We start from the raw sequence: 15,788 nt of genomic DNA on the forward strand, positions 1-15,788 counted from the left end.
TCACCGATGCACTGCCAACGGCGACGCCGCCAGCACGGTTGTCGCCCGCTCATGGCGCTGCAGCCAGCCCAGCGTATGTGGGCAGCGGGCATGGATCAGCCGCCCGATCGCGGCCAGGTCGGCGCCGATGTCACGTTCCAGGACCGGCTCGTGGTGGGCGATGCGGTTGCGCAGGTGGCGGATGCGTCCGATATCCGCATGGATGGCTTTCCTGACGGCACTGGGATGAGCAGAGGGAGCATGCTGCAGAACCCTGCTGAGTGCGGGTATCCAAAGTGTGGAGTCGAAGCGACAGGTAAAGAGCTGCTGCCAGAACACCATCGGCAGGTTGGCGACGATCCCAGGTGTATCGGATACGCGGCTGGCAAGTTGTTCCAGTACCGTGCGCGGAGAAGTACTGGATGAGGTTGGCAGCCTCCGTCGGAAGGCATTATTCCAAGGCCAACGCGGGCCATGCTGCCTGGCGAGCACAGCTGCAGCGGCGTTGCGGGTGACCACTTCGCACAGATGGACCGGCATCATCAGTGCACTGCACATCCGCATGTTCCACAGGTACAGGGATTCGGCTGTGACGTCGGGGCTGCAGGTCGATGCGATTCTCTCGTAAGTAGACAGACGCTCCGCTGACAACGCGCGCCGCAGTACATCGTATGGAGCCATCGTCATGTGCGGTGGTGAAGGAGGAATCGATGTTCGCGAGAGTGGGCGGCGGCGACCATCAGGGAACGTCCTTGTCCGCGCGGCTGATTTTCTGCGTTTTGCCTCGGACGAATACCTGACCTGTCCTGTCGGATTTGGCCTTGACCGGCGATCTGGTCCTTGCCTAATCTGCGTGCCTGCGCCACCGGGACTCGCGGCTGGATTTCAGCTCCCCCCGGGGACAAACGGTAGTACCAAAGGGCCCCGCTAGCAGGGCCCTTTGTTTTTTCCGGGCCACCCCACGCCGGTGGCCCACCGCCCGTTCCGGGCAGGCTCACCGCCGTGCCGTTACCATGGCCGCCTGTATTCGTGCCGGTAAGCGCAATGGACAAGGTTTTCATCGAGGGGCTGACGATCGACGCCCTGATCGGTATCTACGATTGGGAACGACGGATCCGCCAGGACCTGGTGTTCGACCTGGAAATGGGTTTCGACAACCGTCGCCCCGCTGCCACCGATGACATCGCCCACACCCTGAACTACAAGGCGGTGAGCAAGCGCCTGGAACAGTTCGTGCGCGAGTCGGAGTTCGGCCTGGTCGAGACCCTGGCCGAGCGCTGCGCGCAGATCGTGCTGGACGAATTCGACGTGAAGTGGCTGCGCCTGAAGCTGAGCAAGCCGGGCGCAGTGCGCGGCGCGCGCGCGGTGGGCGTGATCATCGAACGCACGCGGGACTGACCCGGTCGTGCCGGCCGCTGGCCGACAACCCCGGTAGTGCCGGCCGCTGGCTGGCAACCTTGGCAACAACGAAACAGACAGGAGACAACTGATGGTGGACGCGGTGGTGGCGGTACAGTGGCTGGAACGGCTGCAGAACACACTGGAACCCTATCCCGGCGCCTACCTGGCGTTGATGATCTCGGCGCTGCTGATCGCCGCTGGCCTGGCCAACTGGGTGACCAAGCGCATCCTGCTGCGCGGGCTGCGGCGGCTGCTGAGCCGCCTTCCGGGCGCTGACACTGGCCGCGGCAGCCACCTGATGCGGGTGATCTCGCGCCTGTCGAACGTGGTGCCCAGCCAAGTGATCGCCTCGGGCATCCGCATCGTGCCGGACCTGCCGCCGGGCCTGGTCAGCTTCATCATCGGCGCCTGCCAGGCGTGGGCGATCCTGACTGTGGTGCTGGCCATCTCGCATGCGCTGGATGCGGCCAACGATCTGTACGAGCGCCGCCCCGAGGCACGCAACAAGCCGATCAAGGGCTACCTGCAGGTCGCCAAGATCGTCCTCTTCGTGATCGCCGGCCTGTCGATCGTCGCTACCCTGGCGGGCGTCGACCTGCGCTATCTGGTCACCGGCCTGGGCGCGGCCACGGCGGTGCTGATGCTGATCTTCCAGGACACCATCCTGTCGCTGGTGGCCAGCGTGCAGATCAGTGGCGATGGCCGCGTGCGCATCGGCGACTGGATCGAGATGCCCAGCCAGAACGCCGACGGCGACGTCATCGACATCGCGCTGCACACCATCACCGTGCAGAACTTCGACAAGACCATCACCACCATCCCCACCAAGAAGCTGGTGACCGAGTCGTTCAAGAACTGGCGCGGCATGCAGGAGGCCGGCGGGCGCCGGATCAAGCGCGCGCTGTACCTGGACCAGCACAGCGTCGGCTTCCTGGACGAGGGTGACCTGGCCTTCCTCGGCGAGTTCGCGCTGCTGCGCGACTACCTGCGCGACAAGGAACAGGAACTGGGGCAGTGGAACGGGCGCCTGCGCGAGCAGGGCGTGGCCGAGGTCAACAGCCGCCGCGTGACCAACCTGGGTACGTTCCGGGCCTATGTGGAGCGCTACCTGCGCAGCCACCCGGGCATCCATACCGACATGACCCTGCTGGTACGGCAGCTGCAGCCGACCACCGAGGGCCTGCCGCTGGAGCTCTACTGCTTCACCCGCAGTACTGCCTGGGCCGAGTATGAGGCGGTGCAGTCGGACATCTTCGACCACCTGCTGGCGATCCTGCCGGCCTTCGGCCTGCGGGTATTCCAGGCCTCCAGTGACGCCATGTTGATGGCCGGGCAGCGCCAGTTGGCCGGCTCGGAGTAAGCTGCGGTGCCCCCGGCGGGGCCATACGGACCCCGCTGGTGGCTGAAACTGAATGAAGAAACCTCTCGCCAAACGGCTCGGGATCGCTAGAATGCCGGGCTTGTAAACGTTTTCATCAAGGACTGCCGGTGGCCTCCGATCGCATCGAATCCCTCATTGCCCAGATGACCGTCGAGGAAAAGGTCGGCCAGCTGGGTGTCTTCGCGGACATGGTCCGCCCGTTCGCCCCGGACGTGAACCCGGAAGCCAACGTGCGCAATGCCGACCAGGTGCTGCAGCAGGTGCGCGAGGGCAAGGTCGGCTCGCTGTTCAATGGTGTGGGCGCCGAACTGGGCCGCCGCATCCAGCAGGTCGCCACCGAGGAGAGCCGCCTGGGTATCCCGGTGATCCTGGCGGCCGACGTCATCCACGGCATGCGCACCGTGTTCCCGATTCCGCTGGGCGAGGCCGCCAGCTTCGAGCCGGACCTGGCCGAGCGCACCGCGCGCGCCACTGCGATCGAAGCCACCGCCGCGGGCCTGCACTGGACCTATGCGCCGGCCGTGGACATCGCCCGCGACCAGCGCTGGGGCCGTGGCGCCGAAGGTGCCGGCGAGGATGTGGTGCTGGGCTGTGCGTTCGCCGCCGCCCGCGTGCGTGGCTTCCAGGGCAGCGACCTGCGTGCGGCCGATTCGCTGCTGGCCACGCCCAAGCACTTCGCCGCCTACGGCGCGGTGATGGCCGGCATGGAATACAACATGGTGGACATCTCGCCGCAGACCCTGCGCGACGTGCACCTGCCGCCGTTCAAGGCCGCCTTCGAGGCCGGCGCGATCACCGTGATGTCCTCGTTCAATGACATCAATGGCGTGCCGGCCAGTGCCAATGCCGAACTGCTGACCGACATCCTGCGCGGCGAATGGAAGTTCCCGGGCGTGGTGATCTCCGACTACACCGCCGACATGGAGCTGGTCGCGCACGGCTACGCCGCCGATGACCGCGATGCCACGGCCAAGGCGTTCACCGCCGGCCTGGACCTGAGCATGCAGAGCGGCTTCTATGCCGAGCACCTGCCCGGCCTGGTCGAGAGCGGCGAGGTGCCGATGGCGGTGCTGGATGAAGGCGTGCGCCGCATCCTGTGGCTGAAGGAGACCATCGGCCTGTTCGACGACCCGTACCGTTCGCTGGACCCGGCGCGCGAAGCGGATACCTCGCACATTGCCGCGCATGACGAACTGTCGCGCGATGCCGCGCGGCGTTCGATCGTGCTGCTGAACAACCGTGACAACGTGCTGCCGCTGCAGAAGACCGGGCAGAAGATCGCGCTGATCGGCCCGTTCGTGCAGGACCGCGAGAACATCGAAGGCTGCTGGACGCTGTTCGGCGACAAGCAGCGTTACGTGGACCTGGAAACCGGCGTGCGTGCCGCCATCGGCGACGAAGCGCTGCTGGAAATCGTGCCGGGCTGCGAACTGGAAGCCGCGATTCCGGGCGGCACGGAAGCCGCTGTGGCTGCCGCACTGCGTGCCGACGTGGTGGTGCTGGCGCTGGGCGAACCGCAGCGCTACAGCGGCGAAGCACAGTCGCGCGTGGAGATCACCCTGCCGCCGGCACAGCAGGCGCTGGCCGAGGCCGTGGCGATGACCGGCAAGCCGCTGGTGGTGCTGCTGCGCAATGGCCGCGCGCTGGCATTGCAGGGCGCAGTGCGCAATGCGCAGGCCGTGGCGGTGACCTGGTACCTGGGCACGCAGACCGGCCATGCCGTGGCCGATGTACTGTTCGGCGACTACAGCCCGTCCGGCCGCCTGCCGGTCAGCTTCCCGCAGGTGTCCGGCCAGCAGCCGTACTTCTACAACCACCCGCGCACCGGCCGTCCGGAACTGCCGACCATGTCGGAGTTCAAGGCGCGCTGGCGCGAGATTCCCAATGAACCGCTGTACCCGTTCGGCCATGGCATCGGCTACACCACCTTCGCCTACGGCGTGCCGCAGCTGAGCACGGCACAGCTCGGCTGGGACGACACCCTGACCATCACCACCGTGCTGACCAACACCGGCCGCGTGGCGGGCGAGGAAGTGGTGCAGCTGTACATCCATGATCGCGTGGCCAGCCGCGTGCGTCCGGTGCGTGAACTGAAGGACTTCCGCAAGGTGGCGCTGCAGCCGGGCGAGTCAGCCGAAGTGGTGTTCACCTTGACCCGCGAGCAACTGGCCTTCACCGGCCGCGACGGCGTGCTGCGTGCCGAGCCGGGCCAGTTCGACCTGTGGGTCTGTGCCTCGTCGGCCGCCGGCGAAGCGGTGCAGTTCGAGCTGCTGAAGGCCTGATCGAAAAAAAGGGGACGGAGGGGATTAAGTCGTTTGTGCCAAAACGACTTAATCCCCTCCGTCCCCTTTTTTGTGGTCCTCACTGTGGCGGCGCTACCATCGGGCCTCCTGTTCGATGGAGTGCGCGCATGCGCCGGATGGCCTACCTGATTCCCGCCCTGCTGCTGGCGGCCTGTTCGCAGCCGGCGCCGCCGGCCGAGCCTGCAGCGGATGCGCCGCCGCCGATGGAGGCCAGTGCTGCTTCGACACCTGCGGCTGAACCGGCGGCGCCGGCTGCCGAAGCCGCCGCTGCACCTGCCGCACCGGCAGCCGAGGTGTCCGCCGAGGATGCGCGTGCGCGCATCGAGTCGCTGCTCGGCGATGCCGCGCAGTTCGAAAAGGTCTTCAATGCGTTCAAGGCCGCCGTGGTCGGCGGTGATCGCGCTGCGGTGGTCGAGGAAGTGCGATTCCCCTTGAACATCAGCGGCGGAAAGAAGATCTCCGGCCCCGGAGAGTTCCAGCGCAACTACGAGAAGATCATCACGCCGGAGGTGGTCAAGGCGGTGTCCGAGCAGGACTTCGGCAAGGTGTTCGTCAACCAGCAGGGCGTGATGATCGGCAGCGGCCAGGTGTGGTTGAGCGGCCAGTGCCTGGACCAGGCCTGCACGAAGACCGAGGTGAAGGTCATCACCATCCAATGAATGCAGACGCCCCGCGTGCGGGGCCGTTTGGCAAGGGTAGTGCCGGCCGCTGGCCGGCAACCGCAGGATGCCGGAAGGATCCAGGGTGCCGGCCAGCGGCCGGCACTACCTCAGGTCTTCGGCGTGAGCTTCAGCAGGCGCGCCTTGCTGCCGTCTTCCAGCAGCCACAGCGCGCCGTCCGGGCCCTGTTCCACTTCGCGGATGCGCTCGCCCATGTTGAAGCGCTCGGCTTCGCGCGCGCTGTCGCCATCGAAGGCCACGCGCACCAGCGAGGTGGACGACAGGCCACCGATGAAGCCGCTGCCCTTCCACTGCGGGAACAGGCTGCCGCTGTAGATCACGAAGCCGGCCGGCGAGATCACCGGCGTCCAGGTCACCTTCGGCGCGGCGAATTCCGGGCGCGTATCGTGGTCGGGAATCGGCCGGCCGTCGTAATGGTCACCGTTGGAAACGATCGGGTAGCCGTAGTTGGCGCCACGCACGATCAGGTTCAGTTCGTCGCCGCCGGCCGGGCCCATCTCGTGCGCCCACAGCTTGCCGTTGGCATCGAAGGCCATGCCGAGGATGTTGCGGTGGCCCAGCGACCAGACCTGTGCGGCCACCCCGCCCTGCGACGCGAACGGATTGTCGGCGGGCAGGCTGCCATCGTCGTTGAGGCGGATGATCTTGCCGAGGTTGCTGCCCATGTCCTGGGCCGGATCGAACTTCTGGCGCTCGCTGGAGCTGATCCACAGCTTGCCGTCCGGGCCGAAGGCGAGGCGATGCCCGTAGTGACCCTCACCGCTGACCTTGGGGCTCTGCCGCCAGATCACCTTCAGGTCCTTCAGCTGGCCACCGCCGTTGGCATCCAGTGCCAGCGTGGCCCGGGCTACGGCGGCACCGCGGGTATCCAGCGTGCCTTCCTCGGCATAGCTGACGTAAACGACATGATTCCGGGCGAAATCCGGGTGCAGGATGATGTCGCCGAAACCACCCTGGCCAGCATAGGCGACCTTCGGAACGCCGGTGATCTCGTGCTTCTGGCCGCTGGCCGGGTCCAGGTGCTGGAGCTTGCCGCGCTTTTCGGTGACCAGCAGGCTGCCGCCGGGCAGGAAGGTCATCGCCCAGGGCTGGTCGAAGCGGCTGACTTCGGTGGCGTTGAACGGGCGCTGGTCGGTGGCGGCAGAGGCCGCCGTGGCGGTCTGCGCACCGTTGGCGGCCGGATCGGCGGCATTGCAGGCGGAGGTGGCAAGGATCGGCACAAGGCCGAGGGCGAGCAGCAGGGGCGTGCGGGTCATGGGTATCTCCAGTGCGGGGATGCGGATGGCCGGGCTGTCCCTTGTATACCACCGGCGCCGTGAGCGTCGTGGCCCGAAGGTCCTGCGCCCCCCTGTGCGAGCGCGGCGGGATCGTCTAGGGTGGGCACGCCCGGGCAAAGCGTGCCCGCCTGCCTGCCAAGGACCTGCAATGAACACTGCCATGCCCCACAAGCCGTCCACCGCCTTCATCGCCGCCTCCTGGGTGGCCCTGCTGCTGGGGGCGGCGGCGTACCTGATCGGCCTGTTCAACGCCACGATGGCGCTCAACGAGAAGGGCTACTACCTGACCCTGCTGCTGTTCGGCCTGTTCGCGGCGGTGTCGCTGCAGAAGAGCGTGCGCGACCGCGTCGAAGGCATTCCGGTGAGTGGCCTGTACTACGCGCTGTGCTGGTTCGCGCTGCTGTCGGCGCTGATGCTGCTGCTGGTCGGCCTGTGGAATGCCACGCTGGCGCCGAGTGAGAAGGGCTTCTATGGCATGGCGTATGCGCTGTCGCTGTTCGGCGCGGTGGCGGTGCAGAAGAACACCCGCGACCTGATCGCCGCCGGTGGGGGCGAGAGCAAGCGCAGCGCCATCGTGCCGCCGCTGCCGGAACAGGAGTGATCGATCCGGTGTAGAGCCGGGCCATGCTCGGCTCAGTCGAGCGTGGCTCGACGTTACAGACGAGGTGCGAGAGCCGAGCGTAGGCTCGGCTCTACAGAAGCCTGGCGCTATCGTGCCAGCCGCGGATCCGCCAGCTGTGCCTCCTCCCAGCCACGACGCACCGCATTGCGTGCCTGCGCCCAGTCCAGGCGGCTGCGGCCGCGTTCGTTGGCCCAGCGTGATTCGAGCTCGGCCTCGACCTGTTCATAGGCGCGGATCATGTCCTGTGCACGCGCGCCGTGGCCGATGCGGTAGGCCGGCTCGTAGTCCTCGAAGAACAGCTGGTCGTCGTAGTACGGCTCGGCCGTGTAGCGCTCGCGCCAGTAGTTGCTGACCGCGTCGCGCGGCGTGCTGTCGTCCGGTACGCGGCCGGGGATCTGGTACTCGGTCATGGAAGGCTCCGTTGTGGACGAAGCCCGATCGTGCCTGTGTGGCGGTTAACGGCCCGGTCCGGCAGCGTGATCACCAGATCAATCCGCCGGGCATGGCCCGGCGCTATCGGTCATCCGGCATCGGTATCCTTTCGCGGCAGCGTGTAGATCACCGCGCCGATGGCGAACGCCACCAGCGCAGCAGCGATGTTCTGCCAGCTGGCACTGGCGAACAGCGCCAGGCACAGCAGCAGCGCCAGCACCGGAATCAACGGCCCGCCGGGCAGCTTCAAGGCGCCCGGGCGGTCGGCGTAGCGCTTGGCCAGTACCAGGACTGCTGCGGCAGTGCCGATGTAGGCGAACAGGCGCGTCGTCATCGACAGCAGGGCCAGCTGCACGAACGAACCGGACAGGGCCAGGCCGAGCGCGATCAGGCCCTGGCAGAGGATCGACGCGGCCGGGGTGTGGAAGCGTGGATGCACCTGGGCCAGGATCTTCGGGCCGTAGCCATCGCGGGCCAGTGCGAACAGGAAGCGTGGGCCCATCATCATCGTGTTGCTGTTGGTGCCGAGGATGGAGATGGTGGCACCGACGGTCAGGATCAGCGCCAGTGCTTCGCCACCGAAACCGGCGGCGGCATCGGCCAGCGGGGTGGCCGAACTGGACAGGTCGGCCAGCGTTCCCTGCGCCACCACCTGCACCGCGCCGTAGATGACGGTGACGGTGATGATCATGGTGATCAGGGCGAACGGAATATCGCGGCGCGGATTGCGGTACTCGCCGGCGGCGGCCGGGATGTTCTCGAAGCCCGCGTAGGCGTAAAGCAGCAGCAAGGCGGCTTCGCCCATGCGCTGCAGGTCATGCGGGTCCGGGCGTTGGCCGGAGAAGGCCAGCTGTGGGTCGATGTGGAACGCACCGATGGCCACGAACAGCAGCAGCGGCAGCATCTTGCCGATCACCAGCACCACGCCGGTACGCGCGGCCGAGCGCACGCCGATGATGTTGATGCCGGTGAGGAAGCCCAGCGATACCACGATCACCGCGATGCGGCCCAGGCCGGCATCGGCCCACGGCCAGAAACGCGCAACCGCGTCGGCCAGCGCGTTGCTGAGCGCAGCGGCCGAGCTGATGCGGGTCAGCCAGATCATCCAGCCGATCTCGAAACCGGCGAAGCGCCCGAACGCCTCGCGTGCATACAGGTAGCTGCCGCCGGGTTCATCGAAGTAGCTGGCGGCCTGCGCGTAGCACAGCACCAGCAGCGCGACGACGATGCCAGCGGCGACCACGCCCCACAGGCTGAAGGGGCCGAGCAGGGCGACGGTGGCGGCCGGCAGCAGGTAGATGCCGCTGCCGATCACATCGTTGATCGACAGGCCGACGATCTGCCAGCGGCTGACCGCGCGTTGCAGCTGCGGTTCGTCCTGCGTGCTCAACGGACGTCTCCGGCCAGCGCGGGCAATTGCCACTGCGCCTGCAGGCGCTTGTACTCCGCGCGCGGCAGGAGCACGAAACGCGGCGCGTCCTGCGGCCGCAGCCAGTCCAGCAGTGCCTGCATGCGTTCCTGCGGCATGGCCGTGCAGCCGGCGGTGGCCTCGCCGGGCTGGCGCCACAGATGGGCGAAGATGCAGCTGCCCTTGCCGGGCTGGTTGTCCGGGTTGTGGGCGATGATGAAGCCTTCCCGGTAGCGCACGTCGCCCTTGTTGTGCAGGTCCAGCCGCATCGGCTCGGTGGAGCCCTTGACCGCTGCATTGCCGACCTTCTTTTCATCGACGATGCGGTTGTAGAACGGCGAACCGGGTACGTCCATGCAGTAGCTGCTGTCCAGCATCGGCTGGTAGGGCATGGCAGTGCCGCGGCGGGTGACGGCATAGCCGAACGCACTGCCGAGCGCGAATATGCCGGCCGGGCTGCGGCCATCCCCTTCCTGCTTCTGCGGGCCATCCGCCTGTGCCGGATGCAGGCCCAGGCCCCAGGCGCTGCCGGTTCGGCCGAGCGCGACCGGGAACGCCTGTCCGTGCGTGTGCCAGCCCTGGCCGTCGCGCACATAGGCCTGCAGCTGCCCCTGGGTGCTGTCCCAGCCATCGCTGGTGACCACGATCAGCTGGCGCGCGCCATCCAGCGGCGCCGCGTGAATAGACACCGCCGCAGCAAGCAGCAGTGCGGTGGTGGCAAGGCGGACCAGCGATCTCATCAACGTGCGCTCCGGTCAGGAATCCAGCAGGTGGTCGATCCGCTCCAGGTTCACCGCAAGCTGCTGCTGGCGATCCGGATTGGTGTGGCAGAGCAGCACGAACAGGAAATCGAGCAGGGCGTGCATGGCGCTACGGTACAGCAGCTGCGCGACCTGTGGCGTGCGGTCATGGGCGCAGACCGCCAGTGCCGCATCCGCATGCGCGCGCAGCGGGTTGGCGGTGTGGCGGGTGATGGAAATCACCTTGCCACCCATGTCCTGGAACTGCCGCGACAACTGTGAAAGCTGGGGCAGGTTGCCGAACTCGGAGAACATCAGCAGCGCATCGCCGGGGCGTGCGGCCGAGAGGTTGGCCAGCATCAGGATCGGATCGGTATGCGGCACCACCAGCAGTCCGAGCAGCGACAGCCGCATGGCGAACTCGCGGGCGAACAGGCCGTCGTCACCCAGGCCGTAGACGAACAGCTTTGGTGCGCCGTCGAGCAGCTGCACGATGCGCTCGATCTCCCCGCGTGGATTGGCCTGGCGTGTTTCCTCCTCGGCCTGGGCCTTGCTGCGGCGCAGGGCCTCGCCCAGGCGCTGGTAGTCATCGCCGCTGTCGGGTTCGTCGGGCGCCTGCTGCGGATCGGCACCGGCGCGGGCCACATCTTGGCCGATGGAGTACTTCAGATCCGGGTAGCCCTTGAAGCCAAGCTTCTGGCTGAACTTCACCACGCTGGACTGGCTGATGCCGAGCGCGCTGGCCAGCTGCTGTGAGGAGTAGTCGCGCAGCAGGTGGGCGTTGTCGAGGATGAAGTCGGCGATGCGGCGCTCGATGGCCGACATCTGCCCACGCTCGGTGCGGATCTTCAGCAGGGGCGGCATGCGGGGTGTCCGGGGGTCTGCAAAGGCGTTGCGGTTGGCCGCATAAAGCGAATTATGGGGTGGGTCGGGCGGGTGGGGATTGCGGGGGACGCCGCAAGTACGTCCGTGTAGGCTTGGCCGCCGCATCCATGCGGCGGACACCCCCGCAAGCCCCACCCGCCCGACCCTGGACACATCGCGCGCGTGCCAGCCGCGAAGGGATTACGGGGTAGGGCAAAAACAAGCGCTTCCACGCGTGGCGTGGATCTACTGGGTGCAGCTGTTGCATTGGACGTTGAGTCCGCCTTGTAGCGAGCCGAGCACCGCAGGTCCGGTGAGGGCGAAGAGGCGCGGGTGTCTGAGCGCAGCGAGTTCCCGCGCCGTCCCTCGACGGGCCGAGGAGCGCAGGGAACCGGTGCGTAGCACCGGCTCGCGGCCGGCGGAGCGTTTCTTTTGGTTACTTTTCTTTTCGCGAAAAGAAAAGTAACGCGCGACCCAGCGTCAGTGGCAGGCAACGTCAGCCGCAAGGCAGAGATCAACCCAGCATCTCCAGCCCGCGCACTTCGGTGATGCCCAGCCCCGGCACGTCGCTGATGCTGATCTCCGATTCGTTGAAATGCACGCCGCCGCTGACCGGATCGAACTGGCCCAGCGAGGGGCCGTCCAGATCGACCTTGGTGATCACATCGCTCTTGGCCACGGCCAGGTGCACGGCGGCGGCCACGCTGATGCTCGATTCGATCATGCAGCCGATCATGCACGGCACGCCGTAGATGCCGGCAATGTCGGCGATGCGGATCGCGTTGGACAGGCCGCCGGTCTTCATCAGCTTGATGTTGATGATGTCGGCCGCGCGCTGCTGGATCAGGTCCATCACCTGGCTCGGGCTGAACACGCTTTCGTCGGCCATCACCGGCGTGTTGACGCGGTCGGTGACGTACTTCAGGCCGCTGATGTCGGCCGCTTTCACCGGCTGCTCCAGCAGTTCAAGCACCACGCCGGCGTCTTCCAGGGTACGCATCGCATGCACTGCCTGCTTGGCGGTCCAGCCCTGGTTGGCGTCCAGGCGCAGCAGGGCGCGGCCTTCCACGGCGGCATGGATCGCCTTGACCCGTTCGATGTCCAGGCCGATGTCCTTGCCGACCTTGATCTTCAGCGACTCGAAGCCGCGTTCGATTGCCGACAGCGAGTCGGCCACCATCTTGTCGATGTAGTCCACGCTGATGGTGATGTCGGTGGTGATCACCGGGTCGCCACCACCGAGCATCTGGTACAGCGGGGCGCCGTGCAGCTGCGCCCACAGGTCGTACAGCGCGATCTCCACCGCCGCCTTGGCGCTGGTGTTGCGCTCCATCGCGGTCTGCACCAGCGTGCACAGGTGGTTGAGGTTGACCACGTCCTGGCCGATCAGGCGCGGGGCAATGAAGTGGCGGATCGCTTCGATGATCGAGCCGTGCGTATCGCCGGTGATCACGGCGGTGGCCGGGGCTTCACCATAGCCGGTGTTGCCGGTGTCGGTGCGGATCAGCACCACCACGTCTTCCACGGTTTCCACCGTGCGCAGGGCGGTCTTGAACGGTGTCTTCAACGGCACGCGCAGCATGCCCAGTTCGATGGCGGTGATCTTCATTCAGGAGTCTTGGCCCGCAGGCGCTGGATGTTGGTGATGCGGTCGATGTAGCGGACGGTATCGCTGGCCATCATCGGCTCCAGCGGCGTGACCGAAACACCATTGAGATGGGCCTGCACGCGCGTGCCGTCGGCACCGAACCAGCTGCCGCCCGCCGTATCGTGGATCACCCACGTACGACCGTCGACGTGGCCGATGGCCATCATCACGTGGCCGGGGATGTAGACCAGATCGCCGACCTTCAGGTCGGTGACGGCACGGTCGCGCAGTGCCTTGCCGTCCTTGCCGGTGAACGGCAGGCGATCCAGCGCCGGGCTGACCGCCTGTGCACTGGTATTGCGTGGCAGCAGCACGCCGAAGCTGCGGTAGATCTCGGAGACGAAACCGCTGCAGTCGCGGGTGTCGTAGTCGTGGCCCCAACCGTAGCGCTCGCCGAGGAACTTGAAGGCCTGCTGCAGCAACAGGCGCGGGGTCAGGGCCAGGTAGTCGGCGGCGGTGTCCTGCGAGCGCGGCAGCAGGGCCGGTACCAGTTTCAGGCGACCATCTGCCTCGCGTACCGGCAGCTGCACCACCCACGATGCGTGCGCCTGCTGGCCGTTCACCGGTTCTGACGCGGGCCAGTCGGCCAGCACCGGCAGGCGCACGCCCATGTCCAGCTGCAGGCGCGAGACACGCGGTTCTTCCGGGGTGTAGGCGGTCTGCGCGGTGGCACCGGTGATGATCCGGTAGGGTCCCTTCGCGCCGTAGCCGAGCACCGTGGCCTTGTCGCCGCTGGCGATGGCGTCGGCTTCGATCCACGCGCTGTAGCGCTCGCTGTGCACGAACAGCCAGCGGCCGTCGGCACTGCGGTGGACCACGGCGACCTTGTCGCCGGGGAACAGTGCCGATTCCTGGAAGCGGTCGATGTCGGTGTCACCGACGGTGCTGAAGACGCGCTCGCGGGTGGGGAAGGTGCGCAGTGCGGCACGCTTCACCACCAGCCCGTAGGCCGGTGCCACCTGGGCGGGAATCGCATCAAGGCCGAGGTTGGCTTCGATCGCGCTGCGCAGGGCCGGCGCGATGGGCGTGCCCTTGTCGCTGTAGAGGGTGCGCGTGGGCCAGCTCGACAGCGCGGTGATGCTGGCACGCACCGTCGCCCCATCAAGCTGGGCTGGCAACGCCGCGATGTCCTGGATGTGGCTGTCCTGCGCCCGCATCCGTGCGTTCTGCGCCTCGATCTGCGCGCGATCCAGGATCGGCGCATCGGCGTTGTCCAGACGCGCCGCCCAGTACTGCGGCGTCAGGTAGGCCTCGTGCAGGCCGATCACATAGGGCAGCGGTGCGCCGGGATCGGGCGCCGGGGCGGCCTGTGCAAAGGCCGGTGCGGCCAGCAGGCACAGGGCCAAGGTCAAGCGGCGCGGCCAATGCCGGTGCCGTTCGCGGGAAGCCAGGCTCATGCGGTGCACACCCTCCTCGAATGCCTTGTGGAATATTTATTCCTTTCGGCATCGAAAGCAAGAATAAATTATTGACCGGCATCCCGGTCCGTGTTACACAGCCGTTACCACCCGCGCTGGGGAAGTGTCGCTGTGGATCCTGCCATTCGCAAACCGCGTCTGCCTGCTGCTGCCGGCCTGTGTGCCGCGCTGCTGCTGTGGGTGTCGGTCACGCAGGCGGCAGACGGGCGCAGCAGCCAGCAGCGTGCGCGCCAGGCGCAGGTGATCGACCTGATCGACGGCGGCCGCTTCAGCGACGCCGATGCGTTGCTGGCGACAGGGAGCGATGCTGCCGAAGGCGCGTTCCAGCGTGAGCGCATGCGCCGCATCCGCCTGGATCTTTCCCTCGACGAAACCGCCGCCAAGTCTGCCGTGCGCCGCTGGATTCCCGACCTGACCGACGAGGAATTCGCGCGCTGGGACCAGCTTGGCCTGATCGAGCATCTCGATATCGATGGCGAGCGTTGGTACTTCAAGCGCGCACCGTCGAACCTGTTCCTGCTCAGCGACGAAGCACGCGCACGCCGCCGTGCGGATGCACCGATGCCGCCTCCAGGGCCCAACGAAGTGCTCAACGCGCACCACACGCGCGTGCTTGCCGCGGCCGAACAGAGTGGCCGGGCGTCGGTGCTGCCGCAGCGTATCGAATTCACCCAATCGCTCACGGTGAAGGCCGATGCCGTGCCGGCCGGCGAAACCGTGCGTGCCTGGATTCCGTACCCACGCGAGATCCCCGGCCAGCAGGAGCAGGTGCAGTGGCTGGGCAGCAGCCCAGGCAAGGCGCGGGTGGCACCGGCCAGCACCTTGCAACGCACGGCCTATCTGGAGGCCAAAGCGGTGGCCGGGCAGCCGACCCGCTTCGAGATCCGCTACGCGGTCACGATCTTCGCCCGGCACACCGCGATCGACCCGGCCGTGGTGCAACCGACCCCGGCCGATACGGCGTTGAAGCCGTATCTGGCCGAGCAGCTGCCGCATGTGCGCTTCACCCCTGCGTTGAAGCTGTTCTCCGACCAGGTGCTGCAGGGCGAGACGCGCCCATATGAAGTGGTGCGCAAGCTGTTTGCTGCGGTCGACCGTATTCCTTGGGCCGGTGCGCGCGAATATTCCACGCTCAGCAACATCAGCGATTACGCGCTGCGTTCCGGCCATGCCGATTGCGGGCAGCAGACCCTGCTGCTGATCGCGCTGCTGCGCCTGAATGGCATTCCCGCGCGCTGGCAGTCGGGCATGGTGTTCTCCGACGATGGCAGTGGCTACAACAACCTGCATGACTGGGGACAGGTCTACCTGGCGCCGTATGGCTGGCTGCCGATGGACGTGACCACCGGCGCACTGGCCAGCGATGTGCCGGCCCTGCGCAACTTCTACCTGGGTGGCCTCGATGGCTACCGCATCGCCTTCAACGATGATTTCGGCCAGCCCCTCGTGCCGGCCAAGCAGCACTTCCGCTCGGAAACGGTCGACTCGCAGCGCGGCGAGGCCGAGTGGGCAGGCGGCAACCTGTACTTCGACCAATGGAGCTACGACTTCCAGTGGCGGGTACTGCCAGCCAGGCAACGCTAGCGCGACACATCGCATTCCACACCATTCAATTCTTGCAGGAGAGAGCAGGGG

Annotated in this window: 14 protein-coding genes; 6 read left to right on the forward strand and 8 right to left on the reverse strand. The window is 66.9% G+C overall.

From position 1 onward, the window contains the following. Positions 1 to 666, reverse strand: coding sequence for a hypothetical protein (locus AC5P7A_RS06150; protein ID WP_164077712.1), 666 nt, complete (start codon positions 664 to 666; stop codon positions 1 to 3). Positions 667 to 1,023: 357 nt separating this feature from the next. Here AC5P7A_RS06150 and folB point away from each other — a divergent pair, with 357 nt between their 5' ends. The 4 genes from folB (at position 1,024) to AC5P7A_RS06170 (ending at position 5,723) form a co-directional block, all read left to right on the forward strand. Beyond that, complete coding sequence (gene folB / locus AC5P7A_RS06155; RefSeq protein ID WP_005407807.1) at positions 1,024 to 1,377, forward strand: dihydroneopterin aldolase; 354 nt, start codon at positions 1,024 to 1,026, stop codon at positions 1,375 to 1,377. Positions 1,378 to 1,468: 91 nt separating this feature from the next. Then, entirely contained in the window at positions 1,469 to 2,740 is a 1,272-nt protein-coding gene (locus tag AC5P7A_RS06160) for a mechanosensitive ion channel family protein (RefSeq protein ID WP_046428231.1), read from the forward strand. A 128-nt stretch (positions 2,741 to 2,868) separates the two neighbouring features. Next, entirely contained in the window at positions 2,869 to 5,043 is a 2,175-nt protein-coding gene (locus AC5P7A_RS06165) for a glycoside hydrolase family 3 N-terminal domain-containing protein (protein WP_014645707.1), read from the forward strand. A 128-nt stretch (positions 5,044 to 5,171) separates the two neighbouring features. Beyond that, positions 5,172 to 5,723 carry a hypothetical protein gene (locus AC5P7A_RS06170; RefSeq protein ID WP_049441418.1) on the forward strand — a complete coding sequence of 184 codons (552 nt, stop codon included), beginning with the start codon at positions 5,172 to 5,174 and terminating at the stop codon, positions 5,721 to 5,723. Positions 5,724 to 5,833: 110 nt separating this feature from the next. On the opposite strand, the gene AC5P7A_RS06175 is transcribed toward AC5P7A_RS06170, so the two are convergent. Beyond that, entirely contained in the window at positions 5,834 to 7,000 is a 1,167-nt protein-coding gene (locus tag AC5P7A_RS06175; RefSeq protein WP_495219954.1) for a PQQ-dependent sugar dehydrogenase, read from the reverse strand. A gap of 169 nt (positions 7,001 to 7,169) precedes the next feature. Here AC5P7A_RS06175 and yiaA point away from each other — a divergent pair, with 169 nt between their 5' ends. Then, positions 7,170 to 7,622: an inner membrane protein YiaA gene (gene yiaA, locus AC5P7A_RS06180; RefSeq protein WP_014645710.1), complete on the forward strand. Its 453-nt coding sequence runs from the start codon at positions 7,170 to 7,172 to the stop codon at positions 7,620 to 7,622. A gap of 107 nt (positions 7,623 to 7,729) precedes the next feature. Here the strand turns inward: yiaA and AC5P7A_RS06185 are convergent, their stop codons facing one another. The 6 genes from AC5P7A_RS06185 to AC5P7A_RS06210 all read right to left on the reverse strand — a co-directional run bounded on the left by AC5P7A_RS06185 (position 7,730) and on the right by AC5P7A_RS06210 (position 14,132). Continuing rightward, complete coding sequence (locus AC5P7A_RS06185; protein ID WP_053495439.1) at positions 7,730 to 8,053, reverse strand: hypothetical protein; 324 nt, start codon at positions 8,051 to 8,053, stop codon at positions 7,730 to 7,732. A 110-nt stretch (positions 8,054 to 8,163) separates the two neighbouring features. Beyond that, positions 8,164 to 9,465 (reverse strand): APC family permease, encoded by a 1,302-nt coding sequence (locus AC5P7A_RS06190; RefSeq protein ID WP_329768407.1) that lies wholly within the window; start codon positions 9,463 to 9,465, stop codon positions 8,164 to 8,166. After that, positions 9,462 to 10,223: a L,D-transpeptidase family protein gene (locus AC5P7A_RS06195; protein WP_329768408.1), complete on the reverse strand. Its 762-nt coding sequence runs from the start codon at positions 10,221 to 10,223 to the stop codon at positions 9,462 to 9,464. Before AC5P7A_RS06195 ends, AC5P7A_RS06190 begins: the two co-directional genes overlap by 4 nt. A 15-nt stretch (positions 10,224 to 10,238) precedes the next feature. Continuing rightward, on the reverse strand, positions 10,239 to 11,087 hold the full coding sequence (locus AC5P7A_RS06200) for a MurR/RpiR family transcriptional regulator (RefSeq protein WP_014645714.1): 849 nt from the start codon (positions 11,085 to 11,087) through the stop codon (positions 10,239 to 10,241). Positions 11,088 to 11,601: 514 nt separating this feature from the next. Further along, a complete protein-coding gene (locus AC5P7A_RS06205; protein ID WP_014645715.1) occupies positions 11,602 to 12,696 on the reverse strand; it encodes a dipeptide epimerase in 1,095 nt (364 codons plus the stop codon). After that, positions 12,693 to 14,132, reverse strand: coding sequence for a C40 family peptidase (locus AC5P7A_RS06210; protein ID WP_126411641.1), 1,440 nt, complete (start codon positions 14,130 to 14,132; stop codon positions 12,693 to 12,695). The genes AC5P7A_RS06205 and AC5P7A_RS06210 overlap by 4 nt, the downstream gene beginning before the upstream one ends. A 132-nt stretch (positions 14,133 to 14,264) precedes the next feature. Between AC5P7A_RS06210 and AC5P7A_RS06215 the strand changes: the two genes are divergently transcribed. Beyond that, on the forward strand, positions 14,265 to 15,737 hold the full coding sequence (locus AC5P7A_RS06215) for a transglutaminase-like domain-containing protein (protein WP_495219955.1): 1,473 nt from the start codon (positions 14,265 to 14,267) through the stop codon (positions 15,735 to 15,737). The last annotated feature ends 51 nt before the right edge of the window (positions 15,738 to 15,788 follow it).

This window comes from Stenotrophomonas sp. YJH_SMC_65 (assembly GCF_059369475.1).